Consider the following 14879-nt stretch of genomic DNA (forward strand, 5'->3'; position numbering starts at 1 on the left):
TTTTCCTATCCAGCATCAAACGCACATACTTTAAATCCCCAATTTCTATGGTTAGTCTGCTAGAAAATCCCCTACGGGTCGGTCTACAACAGCAAGGAATGCCCGAACCCCAAATTATTGTGATTTTTGGTGCTTCCGGAGACCTTACCTGGCGCAAACTCGTACCCGCACTCTATAAACTACGCAAAGAACGACGTATTCCTCCTGAAACCTCGATTGTTGGTGTTGCCCGTCGAGACTGGAGTCATGAGTACTTCCGTGAACAAATGCGCAAAGGTATGGAAGAAGCTCACGGTGGAGTCCATCCAGAGGAACTGTGGCAAGATTTTTCCCAAGGTCTGTTTTACTGCTCTGGTGATATTGATAAGCCTGAGAGCTACCAAAAACTCAAAAACCTACTGACCGAACTAGATGCAAAACGGGGAACCAGAGGAAACCGTATGTTTTACCTCTCCGTTGCCCCCAACTTTTTCCCGGAAGCAATTAAGCAACTGGGAAACGCCAATATGCTGGACGACCCCTACAAACACCGTCTAGTTATTGAAAAACCCTTCGGTCGAGACTTAGCATCTGCCCAAAGTCTTAACCAAGTCGTACAAAAGGTCTGCAAGGAAAACCAAGTCTACCGCATTGACCATTACCTTGGTAAGGAAACTGTCCAAAACCTCCTGGTCTTCCGCTTTGCTAACGCGATTTTTGAACCCCTGTGGAACCGTCGCTTTGTTGACCACGTACAAATTACTGTGGCAGAAACTGTCGGGGTAGAAGACCGAGCTGGTTATTATGAAAGCTCTGGGGCTTTGCGAGATATGTTGCAAAACCACCTGATGCAGCTATTCTGCCTCACAGCCATGGAAGCACCTAACTTTATGGATGCAGATAGTATCCGTACAGAGAAGGTGAAAGTACTACAAGCAACTAGGCTTGCAGATGTGAATAATCTTTCTCTTTCAGCAATTCGCGGTCAATACAGCGCTGGCTGGATGAAAGGGAAACCCGTACCGGGGTATCGAGAAGAACCAGGCGTTAACCCCGCTTCCACCACACCCACCTATGTGGCAATGAAGTTTCTCGTAGATAACTGGCGCTGGCAAGGGGTGCCTTTTTACCTGCGTACAGGAAAACGGATGCCGAAAAAGGTGAGCGAAATTTCTATCCATTTCCGGGAAGTCCCTTCGCGGATGTTCCAATCAGCTGCTACCCAGCAAATTAATCCCAATATCCTGACAATGCGGATTCAACCCAATGAAGGTATCTCCTTGCGGTTTGATGTGAAAATGCCGGGGGGCGATTTCCGTACCCGTGCAGTGGATATGGATTTCAGTTACGGTTCCTTTGGGATTGCAGCTACTTCCGACGCATACGATCGCCTGTTTTTAGATTGTATGATGGGCGACCAAACCCTATTTACTCGCGGTGATGAAGTAGAAGCAGCTTGGCAAATTGTCACCCCTGCTCTATCTGTGTGGGATGCACCTGGCGATCCCGCTACGGTTCCTCAGTATGAAGCCGGAACCTGGGAACCTGTAGAAGCAGAGTTATTAATTAACCGTGACGGTCGTCGTTGGCGCAGACTCTAAACCCTAATGATACCAATTCTGTAGAGACGTTCTGCCAGAGTGTCTTTACCAGAGCATCTTTACCAGAACGTCTATTTTCAAATTGGTATTAGAACATCCACAACCTCCTATTGAAAACCCAAAACCTCTATGGCTACCCAAGCACCGACAATTTTCTCACTCCAAGCCCCAAAGGATGTGTCTGTAACTGACATTGAAGCTGAATTGGGGCAAATTTGGCAAAGCTACGGTATGGCTGGTGATGACGGTACTTTACCTGCGGCAACACGGGCAACCACTTTTACTTTGGTGGTTTATGAACCGGAAGAAACCCAGTACTTATTAGCATCCCTGGGATTTTATAATGGTCCCATTGATGGGATTATTGGACCACAAACTCAAGTTGCTTTGCGAGAACTGCAAAAAGCTTACGGATTACCTGAAACAGGTAGCACAACTTCAGAAACCTTGGCTGTATTGCGGGAACAAGTTGCGAAACGACGGGGTGGAGAAGCTGGGGAGAATACGGCAGTTTCTAGCTTAGATGCTAGTAGTCCCCGGATTGCGGATGAAATTGCCCTACGCAACCCTTGCCGGATTATCACCTTATTGCCAGTTGCAGGGGAAGATACGGGGGTAAAAGCTCAGGTATCTGCTTACTGTCCGATTCAAAAGCAGTCTTCTAGTACTTTAGTTTGTTGTGAATATATTGCTCTGACTGGTACTGCTACTGCTTTAGAACGTATTGGTGGGATGATTCCAGCGTTGCTGATTGGTGGTTTACCAAAGTTCCTCTGGTGGAAAGCTACTCCCGACCCGAATAATGCTCTGTTTAAGCGCCTATCAGGGATTTGCAATAATGTCATTGTGGACTCTTGTAAATTTAATGAAGCGGAGTTAGATTTACTCAGCCTGGGAGATTTAGTCAAAGCTGGCATCCCTGTTGCTGATTTAAATTGGCGACGTTTGGCTGGATGGCAAGAGTTGACTGCTCAAGCTTACGATGCACCCAACCGACGGGCAGGATTGGCAGAAATTGATAAGGTGAATATTGATTACGAAAAAGGTAATTCTGCCCAGGCTTTATTGTATTTAAGTTGGTTGGCTAGTCGTCTGAATTGGCATCCGGTTTCTCTGGAAAAAGAAACAGATGATTATGATATTACTCGCATCAAGTTGATGACAAAAAATCAGCGTTGTGTAGAAGTTGAATTGGCTGGTGTCCCTGTTGCTGATGTGGGTGATATTGCTGGTGATTTGATTGCTTTGCGCTTTGGTTCTACTAATCCAGATGCTGATTGTGGAACGGTGATTTGTACTGAGACTGGTGGTTGTATGCGGATGGAAACCCAAGGTGGGGCACAATCTGCGGGTTTATTCCAACAGGTGACTTCGATGTCTGAGCAAAAAGCAGAAGCTTTACTGAGTCAGCAAGTACAACGTTGGGGTCATGAGGCACTTTTTGAGGAAAGTCTCATGGTGACTGGGCAAATTTTGAAATTAGTTAAGTAGTAGGTTTCTCAGGGAAAGGTTAAAGTTAATTTACCTTTAACCTTCCACCTACAAATTATTGATTTGAGCAATAATCATTCATAAGTTTACATTAGGAAATTATGTCTAATTTAAGGGGCTTAACCAGATAGTTTTAGCTATATTGAATAAATTCTTAGCTCGCTCCTGAATTTCTGATGCACCCCAACTAGCCTGCTGAATAATCCAACGGTTTAATTCAATATGAGTATCATCGAGTATAGCTTTCTTCTTGGAAAATGGAAGGTTGCTCAACTCAGAATTATAACTAGTCAGAGTCAAATTTCCAAATGTATTTAGTAGATTTCCATGAATAGCTTCTGCTTCTGAGCCTAACTCATCTTTCCATTCTGAGTTTAGTGTTTGAGGTAAAATATGTTCTATTGTGACTGTGACTTTTGAAAGGTCTACCATTTCTTTATGTTTAAATGATTTTTCTAGCTGACAGAGAATGAAACGAGTGTTACCACGCCCATATTGTGCATGAGTTCTGAAAGCTGTACCAAATTCATCATCATTAGGAAAGCGACTTCTGCCACTGCCTGAAGATAAAGAACGATGCAACCATTGGACATGATCTGCGTTAGGAAAATTTTTAGACAATTGGATAAATAGTTTGTTGAGGATGTTAGTGGGAACTCCACAAACAGCCCGCCGAACTACAAAAGATTCAACCAATCCAAGACATTTTTCTAATTCAACGTTGCTGAGATCACCATTTTGGCGTGCATCAAATAAGCGAAGTAAGAGTGGATAAGAAGTTGTTACTTTCAGATCTTGAATATTCTCTAAGCAGCAACGAATATTATGGTTTTCTTCCTGAAGAGGCTGTAGAAATCTAGCATAGAATTCTCCAAATCTTTGCATCGATTGAACTTCTAATTCAACCTCTTTTGTTGACTTCATACTTTTCAGCTTTGCTTTAATCGCTGCATAAATTCCGCCCTGCTTAATATCATCTCCATCTTTCATAATGTAGTGACGTAGAAATTCAGTGAGATTAGATTTCAGTGTGTTTTCCATCGGGCTCCAATATGTAGAATAAACCCGTTCCTGCTCGCCACCAGCAGAAATTGAATGTCGGAAACACATAAGCATATAATTTCTCACTAAGTCTGCTTGAGTGAGAGGTTCTCCCTTAAAATTTAGACTCTCAAAAATTAAATAGGGATCGTCACCATCTTCAAGATTTATCATTACAACCTGGAGAGATTGCTCTAGAGTAATTAGCACTTTTTTTGGGTCTACAGCATTGTCATTAGTATCTATACTTTTGAGCAATTTGTTTTTAAAGAAGTGATAAGCAGCAGCTATCCGAACATCTTTACTAACTAATGGAGTCCTTCGGTCAAGGGCAATGCTACTATATACATCCCGATCCATTTGTGTTGGTACAAACTTTAAAGTATCTTCTGGATCACGGAAGCGATTGGTTAGGTAAACTTCTTGGATACGTGAAGCTGTGTTTCCATCGTCCACACAATCACGCAAAGCACACAGAAGTAAGGAAATTGTTGTGAGACGCTGCTGTCCATCAATTATCAGATACTTACTAACTCCTACAGGTACGCTACGTGCTGAAACAGAAACAATTGCACCCATGAAGTGGCTTCTTGCATCTTCAGCTTCATACTGTACCATCAAATCATCCCAGAGTGATTGCCAATTATTTTCTGTCCAGGTGTATGGACGCTGAAATAGAGGAATGAGATTTTGTTTTTCGCCATTGAAATATTGAATAACTCTAGCAGGTGAAGCTTCCATTCTATGTATTCTCTACTGAAAAATTACAATATTTTTGTACTCATTTTCATCTTTTCGAGGCGACTCCTGAGAATAACGAATGCAATAAATAGCAGGACGATAAATCAGGTAATCAATCAGCTTTGCGACAAATCTATAATTTTGCGGAGATAGAATTGGAAAAAATTTTCTATGCACAAAATTCTTTCTGCAAATTATATTATGATTTTGTAATGCGTATTTCAGAACATACCTCCTTTATTATACATATGATGCAAGTATAATCACTATCCTGAAGATGATGACCACGAGCATATTGCAGGAACTGAGGAAAAACTTTTGTTCGTAAAGACAAATCTATGTGTTAAAAGCTCTAGCAGAAAGTAGTTTTTGGGAATTGCTGATTTGAAGTATGAGTTTAGTTTTGTGGTGCTGTAGCTTATCCCTTTTTTGTCACTCTGGGAAAAGAAAAATCAAAGTCAAATTTTCAACTCTAGATAGAACATGCATTTGAGCGTTTATTTTCTAACACAATGGCTGAAATTATGTTTTTTTAATAAAAGCCTTATGCTGTAAGCATTTCAGACTATTCTCTCCCGAAAGTGACAAATGAGGGATTACCCCTCTTTTGTTACTTTAGGAAGATAATAATCTTAAACCCCTATTTTTACGTCTATTTTCAACAAGGCGATTTAGATGACAAAATTAGGATGCGATCGCACAATCCATTATTTTGTTTAGCTTTCAGAGTAGGGACTATCTTTTTCTCTCCTCGTAGTAACAAAAGAGGGATTACTTCTGTAAAACAGTATGTAACGGAGCGAAATTTAGGTAACCTCTCTTGAAGATTAGCATCTGCAAGATTTGTTACTTCAGTTAGTTATACTCAACATGACAACTCGTACCCTAATTCAGCCATGCCATTTTTTGAGTCTCACCCGATAATCAAGTTGTGATTTATTGCAAGGCGATCGCTAATATTACAACAACTTGCTATGATTTCTGAGTTACTCTAGGAGTTACACTTGTACTCATGGGTTTAATTATTGCTGGGGAGCGTAGTGGAGTAGGTAAAACGACGGTCACTTTGACTCTATTAGCTTCTCTGTGTCAGCGATATGGTAAGGGTCAAGTCCAATCTTTTAAGGTGGGTCCGGATTATATTGACCCTATGTTCCATCGATATGTTACGGGTTTACCCTGTAGAAATTTAGACCCGGTTCTGACTTCAGAGACTTATGTGAAAAATTGTTTTGAAAATCACTGTCATGGCAGAGATTATGCTGTGGTGGAAGGGGTAATGGGTTTATTTGATGGTATTCCGACTCCAAAAGAATATGAGCATAGTATAAATAATTTTGCCAGCACTGCACATATAGCTAGGCTCTTAAAATTACCTATATTATTAGTGATTGATTGCAGTCGTTTATCGGGTTCGGTGGCAGCGATCGCCCACGGTTATAGTACTTTAGATCCATCTCTGCAAATAGCTGGGGTGGTGTTAAATCGTGTTGGGAGCGATCGCCATCTCTCTCTGGTGAAAAATGCTCTGGAAGCTTTAAAAATAGAGATTTTGGGGGTGATACGGCGACAGGATGATATTACCATTCCTGACCGTCATCTGGGTTTAGTGCCTACGGATGAGCTGCCAGAGCTAAATGCTGTCATGGCAAAACTCGCAGAGTTGGGGAATAGCTGTTTCAATTGGGAGAAATTATTGCCACTGCTACAAAATTCTGTGGCTCCGATTGAAAATATGACTCCTGAATACCAGAGTATGCCAAAATTCCGGGTTGCCGTTGCCCGCGATCGCGCATTTAATTTTTACTACCAAGATAATCTCGATTTATTGACAAAATTCGGTGCAGAGTTAGTTTTTTGGAGTCCCCTGACAGATAAAGAATTACCTGTAAATATCCAAGGAATGTATTTTGGTGGGGGGTTCCCAGAGGTATTTGCCCAACAATTAGCACAAAATTTCAGCGCGATCGCCTCCGTGAAACAAGCAATTATTCAGGGAGTTCCTACCATTGCTGAATGTGGTGGATTGATGTATTTGTGTGAGGAAATCATTGATTTTCAAGAAAATTCCTGGCAAATGGTCGGGATATTACCGACAAAGGCGATGATGGGTAAAGGATTAACTTTAGGTTATCGTCAAGCTGTGACTTTACAAGCAAGTCTATTATTTGATCAGGGAGATATTAGTTATGGACATGAGTTTCACCGTTCCCATTTAATCTCAGTCAATCATTCTCCGCTTTTTCAAACCTATCGAGCTGATACTGATGAGTTTACTGGATACGAAGGATGGAGTTTAGCTGATAATTTACATGCTTCCTATATTCACCAGCACTGGGGAGCTGCTATAAAAATTCCCCAAAGGTTTATTGCTGCTATTTCTAATTACCATCATAATCAAGCTGCAACTATTACCAATAGGCGGAATTCGTAATTTGTAATTTGTAATTCGTAATTCGTACATGATTACCTTGTCGCAAGCGTTTCACACATTTGGAATGGGTGGTTTATTTCAGCCAACCTGTACTAGATAATCAGAAAAAGTTCACTGGTAAATCCATCTTACTACCCCCTACTCATTACTCATTACTCTATCTATATTTCCCTCTTATTTCCATCCTTTTGCTGCTTGTTCTAGAACATAGTTAGAGACATCTTCAATCTCTGCAACAGTTAATTTGTCTTTATAGGCTGACATATTATTTTTACCATTAGTGACTATTTCTGTCACTGCGGCGATGGAGTCCATTCCATATTTTTTCAGTGCAGGTAACTTGAGATTTTTACCACGTCTGATGATATTGCTACCGTTGATATGACATCCTGCACAGTGAAACTCAAATATTTGCTCTCCCCCCTTAACTGTATCAATTGCAAAAACGGCTTTTACTGGGTAAGTTGTCCAAATAGTCAAGGAAATAATTATCAATATGAGTAGCTTTTTCACTGGCATTATCCTGTTGCTGATTATTCTATTTTCCTACTTTTGGGTACAAAAATATTACCAGAATTTATCATTTATTCTTAGAGACGAAGATAGCAGTTTTTTGATTCTTGTTTATGCTCTGTAGATAAGAATCTATTGATTCTGATAGCCTTGATTCGTTCAGAAGAGTTGAGACAGAACCATCATGATTCTCATTCACTAATTATACTGCTACCAGGGAAACGCATGACTCAATGATTGCAGTAATTGTATCTGTACTTGATTAAGGGTAATTTGCTATATTTCTAAATTTCTCTATCTCAGGGAAGTATTTGATTGACGACAGGAGAGAGACAATAGAGGGGGTTAAATAATACCCCATTGACTTTATCCCATTTAGTTAAATTATTAATTGAGTAAAATGTCACAGAATATCAAAGAACAGATTACATTGGATTTGCAAAAAGTTAAAGAGACTGGGCAATTGAGAACAGATAAAATCCGGGAAATTGTCAAAAATGCCGTTTCTCAAGTGATTACTGAAGTCAAAGCAGGTTCCGGAGAACTACGTTTAATTGTTAAAGATGCAGTTGCTGCTGTGGTTGATAGTCTAGAAGTTAAAGATGGAGAAGAGGAAGTCAGAGCATCAATTGAGGGTGCATTAGAAGCGGTTAATAATCAACGATGCGGTAGTCTTAGCAAAACTCAAGCGGAAGTGAAGTTGTTACAAACAAAGTTAGAGAAGGAAGAAGATAACATTCAACAAGAAATGGATGGTATTCTCACAGAAATTAGCGAAAATGTCACGACTAAATCTGGAGATAGAAAGATTGCTATTAATCAGGCGATCGCCACAATCAAAAATAGCGAAGAAGTTACTCTTTTACAGAAACGATATGCTCAGTTGCAAGGACAGTTAGCGATTGTGAAAGCTAACTTAGCTGCACGTTATGGTGGGAGGGGTGAAGAAGTTAAAGACTATTTAGATGATGCAAAATCCTGGTTTTCTCAAGCACGTCCCCAAGCTGAAGCTATGGTAACTCAAGTACAGGAACAACACCTACAACTAGAAGAAAAGATTGGTGAAGCGGGTAATGCTTTGGCGAGAAAAGAACATCAACTAAAATCGATTTTACGAGAATTATTTCTCTCTGTCGCTGATTGGTTGAAATAAAATTTGATTCGCTTGAAAATAAAATTGTGAACTAGGGCAACTTTGGGTTGCCTTTTTTATTAAAATATTCAAATTTAAAAATAGCAAATATTTTTAGTCTAAATTAACGTGATTTCGATGAGCTTGGATACTTGGATAAATCGATAAAACCTTTCCCCAGGGGATTATAAATCCCCGTCTCATACCCAAAGTCCATTAAAAATGGACTCGAAATACAAATTAAATCCTTTGCTATCAGCAATTTTAATCGCTGGCTAGAACCGCTCATGTTAAATTATGCTTGAAACGAGCAAATTTATCTATCAAATCATAAAAAAATAGGTAACAGTATTCAACCATTACCTACTAAATGAGTATCTCTAGACAAGGAGTTCTTTAATAAATTTCACTCTCTCTATTTAACGCTTCTTCATGCTTGGCGATCGCCCACACAGCATGAATACTTCCGGGAACCCAACCTAACAAAGTGAGAAGAATATTGATAAATAGGGTGCTACCAACTCCAAAGGTAAGGAAAACTCCTAAGGGGGGTATAACTATACCAAGGATGATGCGTAGTAATTTCATGATGTTTTATCTCGTTTTGTGGATATATATTTAAGTACAAATTCGTGGTGCTGCCAAGTTAAGCAGATTAACTCGAAGGTAACTCAACCTTATCTTTTGTATCTGAGGAGAGTAGTTTCTTTTCTGCAAAGTAATTGTTCAGAAACGTATTGGCAATGGATAATACTACAGGAGCTAACAGGAATGCTAAAATACCATGGGCGCTAAAACCAGGGACAAATGCTGCTGCCAAAAAGAAGCAAATACCGTTTACTACTAGGGAAAATGCGCCTAAGGTGATGATATTCAACGGTAAGGAGAGAATGGACAAAATTGGCTTAACCAAACCGTTAACTAAACCAATAGCTAAAGCAGCAATTAAAGCTGCGGGGAAATTAGCAATATCCACACCAGGTACTACTAAATCCACAATTAATAAGCTCAAAGCAGTAGCTAGAGCAGCTAATAAGCTTCCTAACATCTTTCTTTCCTAATCTTTATTTACGTCATCTGTTACTATCTTTGACGATATTTGAATTGTTGCCCTCTTTACAAAGATAGATTTAATCTTCATACCTGTGGGAGAGAAACCAGGTTTTCAGCAAACAAGAGTATCTGACTCAGTCTCAATATCTAATCAACAGGGTTTCTGAGATTTTAAGGTTTACTTTATTTTACCAATGTTAAATATTCAATTACCATATTGGCAATGGTTTCGTTGCCATCCTTGGGCAGTGTCGTGGATTTTTGAGGTGATTGGGGTGGTTGGGTTAAAAATTCCCATTGGCTGTGAAATAGGTCGGTGGGTTTGATAATTTGGTGGTAGGAATAATCGGCAAAACCTGTGATCAGATAAGCTGCTTCCGCAAAATCTTCACGGGTAATAGTTGTGATGGGTATATCTAATTTAGCTGCTTCGGCGAAGGTTCCGTAGCCCGGTTTGGACACAACTTGACTACATACAGGCATAATATCTACAGGTCGCCATTTGCGGTCTGTAATTTTGATTAAGTTGGGTAAATCTGGAGCACCTTTGTCAAAGGTAAGGAATTGCTTTTCTGGGAAGAGAAGACAGTTATTGTAGGGGATTTCCTGTAAACCTAAACCACCAAAGGTGAGGAGAATCGTATTTTCTCTGGGTGCGGTGATTCCCCAAGTCTGGCGAATTTCTGCTGCGGTGTAGCGAGGATTACCTCCTGTCAAACCAATTTCTGTGATATTTGGGAAAGCTGACATGGGTTCGTGGAAGGGAAGTAAAAGTAGGCGATCGCTCTTGGAGTAACATTCACTAATCCAGTCTGCTATCTCTACAAATTCTCCACCCCAGTCACGATAAATTAAATCCCAACCAAAGTTACTCATCATCCAGCAAGGAATTCCCGCAGCTTTTGCAATCACTGGTGTCAGGAAGGGAACGTCTCCTAGGATTAAATCTACACGGTTTTGTCGAAGAAAATTCACCTCGGAAGCTACTAGGGAATTTTGATTTTTCTTGATTTCTAATAATTTTTCTTTGGTTGCGGCTTTATCCATTTGCAGACTATCTGCTTGTACGACACCCAAATCAAAAGCGCGGGGACGATGGATAAAATCACCTTCAATATAACATTCTAATAACCAGCGTGGAGCTGTTGTTGCCATAATTAGCAACACTTGGGGATAGAGTTTTTGGATAGTTGCGGCAACTGCTGCGGTGCGTGTTGCATGACCAAAACCGTGGTTTGTTACTGCTATATATAATGTAGGACGTTTCATGGGAGTAAGAAGTAGGGAGTAATGAGTAGGAAGTAAGGAGTAAGGAGTAAGGAGTAGGGATTACTTTTGTGCAATTACTGTCAACTGTCAACTATCACTAATTACCCAAAAATTCTTGAATTGTTTCTACCAATTTATCTATTTCTGATTCTAGGGTGAAGTAGTGAGTGCAGGCGCGGATACAATTGGGGTTGGCTAGGGTGCGGGTGAATATTTTTTGTGATTCTAAATATTGCACTAACTTTTGATTTGTTGAGGATGTATTTTGCAGACGGAAGGAAACTAAACCGCTTTCTGGGGGGGAGTCACGAAGACATTCAATCTCAGGTAATTTCATGAGCTTTTGCCATAGATATGCACTTTTTTGCAGGATTTGCTGATAACGTTCTTTGGTGCTTCCCCATTGGTTGTGTATGGCGATCGCCTCTCTCAAAGCTGGGTATAGGGTAACATCTGATGTCGCAACTTCATAACGTCTACCGTCTGGTTGCCAATCCTGGGGCTGTCCATGACTGTCTGTTATTATACCTCGCCAACCAATGAAAGTAGGTCGCAGACTTTCTCTTGCGGCTGCACGCACGTATAATCCGCCAATTCCCGCCGGTGAACATAGCCATTTGTGCCCTGTAAATGCGTAAAAATCTACACGAGAATTACTGAAATCTAAGGGCAGGGAACCGACTGATTGGGCAGCGTCCACAAGTAATCGCGTTTCTGATGAATTTTCTATGCACAATTCTGCTATTTTGTCAATATCAAGAACTTGACCAGTGTTCCAGAGGATATGACTGATGGCAACTAGGCGGGTGTTCGGGCGCAGATGTTGGGCAATGACGGCACAGGGATCACCTTGATTGCGGGTATTGAGGAGGGGACAGGTGGTGACTTCTACAGAAAACCGTCGGGCAATTTCTTGGGCAGTGGCGACAATTCCCTGATGTTCGCAGTCTGAGAGTAATAAATGGTCACCTTGTTGCCAATTTAAACCCCACATTGCAATATTACAACCAACGGTAACATCCTCCGTCAGGGTGATAGTATCAGGGGAAACATTTAACTCCGAGGCGATCGCCCCTCTCGTGGCAAAATATTCTTGGGCAATCCAGGAAGACACAGGATTACTAAATGGTCCCAATTCCTGGATGGTAGCATGAGCTTGGGTAATGGCTTCAATAGCGGCTTGGGGCATGGTTCCCTGTCCCCCATAATTAAAGTAAGCTTTATTTGCCAGTGCCGGAAAATGTTGCCGATGGTGATACAAATTATTCATGGATAATAGGGGAAAGGAAATGTAAGAGTAAAGATATATTGATTAACTGTTAACCATACCCATTGTGCAATCATGTTATCTCTGCTACTCCCACAATGTACGAATTCTTGATAGCTTAAATGAATGCTAATTAATGCCGAACTACTGCTGCAATATCAACGCTGTAAACGCCGTCCATACTTAGACACTCACGGTGATTTCCGCGACAAAGATGCTGTGAATGATTTGCTGGTGAAGTTGCAGCAGGACAGAATTACCTATCAGGCGAATATACTGGCAAATTGGCGGGTTGTGCAACCCCAATACCATCGAGGTAATTTACCCGCAGCTATGGGAGCAACCCTGGAGCTGATGGAGCAGGGAGTAGAGTGTATACATCAAGGTGTGTTAATTGGGAAGTATGCAGATAAATATACCCTAGTCAGTCGCCCAGATTTATTGGTGAAACAACCAGGGGTGTCGCGTTTTGGTGATTGGGTGTATGAACCAATAGGGGTTGAGCTAGGTAAGCGCCCCAAACAAGAATATCAGGTTGTAGTGGCATTTCATGCCCAAATTTTGGCAGCAGTACAGCAAGCAGCAGTGGATACCGGTTGGTTGATATTGCGGGGAAAAGAAGGAAGTTATCCCGTTGATTTAGGGAAATGGGTACCCCAGATGGGGAAGATTATCCAAGAGTATATCCAAACTCTAGAATCCGAGGAAGCACCGGAAGTTTTTATTAGTCGGCAAAAATGTACCCTTTGTCCTTGGTATAGTACTTGTTACGCGATCGCCCAATCTCAGAAACATTTATCTTTGTTACCAGGAGTCACTCCTGTACGTTATGCTCAACTTCAAGGGTTAGATATCACCACCCTGGAATCCTTAGCAGCAACCCATCCCACAGAATTAGAAAATCTCCCTGGTTTTGACAGTCGGGTAGCACCAAAATTAATCTTACAAGCCAAAGCAGTCTACGAAAATCGCCCCCTGATTTTACTAGGGGATGATGGAGAAGATAATGAGGATGACATGGTGGATATGTCACTCAATAAAAGAAATGGTATCAACCATCATGATTCACCTATAGAACTGTATTTTGACATTGAAGCCCAGCCTGATTTGAATTTAGACTATCTTCTGGGTGTTTTAGTCATGGATAGGCAAAATCATACAGAAAAATTTTATTCTTTACTGGCAGAAACTCCAGCCGATGAAAAAGTCATTTGGCAGCAATTTCTCGATTTAGTCAACCAGTACCCCGACGCACCAATTTATCATTTCTGTGTCTATGAGGTGGATACTGTCAAGCGGTTAGCAAAACAATATCGTACTCCCTACTCTGACATATCACCCATACTGAATCGGTTTGTAGATGTTTATGAAAAATTAACCCAAACTGTGGCTCTACCTGTGGAAAGCTATGCTTTAAAAACTATTGCTCGGTGGTTAGGCTTTGAGTGGCGTGATAAAGAAGCTAGTGGAGCTAAGTGTATTTACTGGTATGATCAGTGGTTAAAAACTGGCGATCGCACTCTTCTAGAAACTATCCAACGTTACAACGAAGATGATTGCCGCGCCACCCGTAGCGTCAAAGATTGGTTAGTTGAGTTTTTGCAAAATATGGAAAAATATCCTTCCCCGTACTAATACCAATTTGAAAAAAACAATACGACAAACAGACAAAGCCCCTCCCTAGCCATCCCCAATTTCGGGGAGGGTGCCCGATAGGGCGGGTGGGGTATCTGTCGTAAACATTTTTTGAATCGGTATTAGGTGATTGTATTGCTAAAATCTGTCTGTTTCTTGGGGAGCAGTAACAGCACCGGGATCGGTGATAAAGAAGTTTTTAGCAGCTTCGTTTTGATAAATACAGCTAATTTCTGGTTTTTGTCCCAAATCTCCCGTGTAACCGAAGGTATTCAGGCGATTTTTACATTCTCTGACTTGATCGCCAGAGATGAGTTTTCGCTGTTCTAAGATTGCCCAGTTATTGGTTCGCAGTACGCATCCTGGGCGCATACTCGGTTGAGCTACGTAGACATTGAAGGGGTTGAGGGTGACAAATAATCTTGTATCCATGACCATGGCACTAGCACCATACTGTACACAAATATCGGGGTTGGGTGCTTTGGTGTCAATAAATTCACGGGAAGCAACGTTGGTGGGGGTAAAGGTGGCAGTGGAACTAAATGCAATGCCAATTCCCACTCCCAAGACGAATACACCTCCGAGGATAGCAATGGAAGTGATGTTAAAGATAGGAGCTTGGAAAGCAGGGGATCGAGAATTTGTGGATGTTCTACCAGTGGGTTTACGTCTCATTGTCGCTTAATTTCACGCCTTAGACATCTGGGAGTGGTTTTACTGCTC

At 41.1% G+C, this 14879-nt stretch carries 12 protein-coding genes; 5 read left to right on the forward strand and 7 right to left on the reverse strand.

Translation table 11 applies throughout. From position 1 onward, the window contains the following. Positions 1 to 47: 47 nt before the first annotated feature. Together zwf and opcA are read left to right on the forward strand one after the other, a co-directional pair. Positions 48 to 1580, forward strand: a complete 1533-nt coding sequence (zwf, locus tag IJ00_RS26010; RefSeq protein WP_035158181.1) for a glucose-6-phosphate dehydrogenase — start codon at positions 48 to 50, stop codon at positions 1578 to 1580. A 129-nt stretch (positions 1581 to 1709) separates the two neighbouring features. Next, on the forward strand, positions 1710 to 3071 hold the full coding sequence (gene opcA / locus IJ00_RS26015; RefSeq protein ID WP_035158182.1) for a glucose-6-phosphate dehydrogenase assembly protein OpcA: 1362 nt from the start codon (positions 1710 to 1712) through the stop codon (positions 3069 to 3071). A gap of 105 nt (positions 3072 to 3176) precedes the next feature. Here opcA and IJ00_RS26020 read toward each other — a convergent pair whose 3' ends face one another. Beyond that, complete coding sequence (locus IJ00_RS26020) at positions 3177 to 4853, reverse strand: DUF262 domain-containing protein (protein ID WP_035158183.1); 1677 nt, start codon at positions 4851 to 4853, stop codon at positions 3177 to 3179. A gap of 1012 nt (positions 4854 to 5865) precedes the next feature. Between IJ00_RS26020 and IJ00_RS26025 the strand changes: the two genes are divergently transcribed. Then, positions 5866 to 7287, forward strand: coding sequence for a cobyrinate a,c-diamide synthase (locus IJ00_RS26025; RefSeq protein WP_035158184.1), 1422 nt, complete (start codon positions 5866 to 5868; stop codon positions 7285 to 7287). Positions 7288 to 7461: 174 nt separating this feature from the next. Here IJ00_RS26025 and IJ00_RS26030 read toward each other — a convergent pair whose 3' ends face one another. Beyond that, positions 7462 to 7800: a c-type cytochrome gene (locus IJ00_RS26030; protein WP_035159662.1), complete on the reverse strand. Its 339-nt coding sequence runs from the start codon at positions 7798 to 7800 to the stop codon at positions 7462 to 7464. Positions 7801 to 8200: 400 nt separating this feature from the next. Between IJ00_RS26030 and IJ00_RS26035 the strand changes: the two genes are divergently transcribed. Further along, entirely contained in the window at positions 8201 to 8953 is a 753-nt protein-coding gene (locus IJ00_RS26035; protein WP_035158185.1) for a hypothetical protein, read from the forward strand. A 375-nt stretch (positions 8954 to 9328) separates the two neighbouring features. On the opposite strand, the gene IJ00_RS26040 is transcribed toward IJ00_RS26035, so the two are convergent. The 4 genes from IJ00_RS26040 to IJ00_RS26055 all read right to left on the reverse strand — a co-directional run bounded on the left by IJ00_RS26040 (position 9329) and on the right by IJ00_RS26055 (position 12524). Then, on the reverse strand, positions 9329 to 9520 hold the full coding sequence (locus IJ00_RS26040) for a YqaE/Pmp3 family membrane protein (RefSeq protein WP_035158186.1): 192 nt from the start codon (positions 9518 to 9520) through the stop codon (positions 9329 to 9331). Positions 9521 to 9587: 67 nt separating this feature from the next. Continuing rightward, positions 9588 to 9980, reverse strand: a complete 393-nt coding sequence (locus IJ00_RS26045; RefSeq protein ID WP_035158187.1) for a phage holin family protein — start codon at positions 9978 to 9980, stop codon at positions 9588 to 9590. A gap of 188 nt (positions 9981 to 10168) precedes the next feature. Further along, on the reverse strand, positions 10169 to 11254 hold the full coding sequence (locus tag IJ00_RS26050; RefSeq protein ID WP_035158188.1) for a glycosyl transferase: 1086 nt from the start codon (positions 11252 to 11254) through the stop codon (positions 10169 to 10171). A 97-nt stretch (positions 11255 to 11351) separates the two neighbouring features. Continuing rightward, entirely contained in the window at positions 11352 to 12524 is a 1173-nt protein-coding gene (locus IJ00_RS26055; protein WP_035158189.1) for an aminotransferase class V-fold PLP-dependent enzyme, read from the reverse strand. A 123-nt stretch (positions 12525 to 12647) separates the two neighbouring features. Here IJ00_RS26055 and IJ00_RS26060 point away from each other — a divergent pair, with 123 nt between their 5' ends. Next, entirely contained in the window at positions 12648 to 14156 is a 1509-nt protein-coding gene (locus IJ00_RS26060) for a TM0106 family RecB-like putative nuclease (RefSeq protein ID WP_035158190.1), read from the forward strand. Between the two features lie 138 nt (positions 14157 to 14294). Here IJ00_RS26060 and IJ00_RS26065 read toward each other — a convergent pair whose 3' ends face one another. Then, positions 14295 to 14831 carry a DUF3172 domain-containing protein gene (locus IJ00_RS26065; RefSeq protein WP_035158191.1) on the reverse strand — a complete coding sequence of 179 codons (537 nt, stop codon included), beginning with the start codon at positions 14829 to 14831 and terminating at the stop codon, positions 14295 to 14297. Between the last annotated feature and the right edge of the window lie 48 nt (positions 14832 to 14879).

It is taken from the genome of Calothrix sp. 336/3, assembly GCF_000734895.2.
In the GTDB taxonomy this organism is placed as follows: domain Bacteria; phylum Cyanobacteriota; class Cyanobacteriia; order Cyanobacteriales; family Nostocaceae; genus 336-3.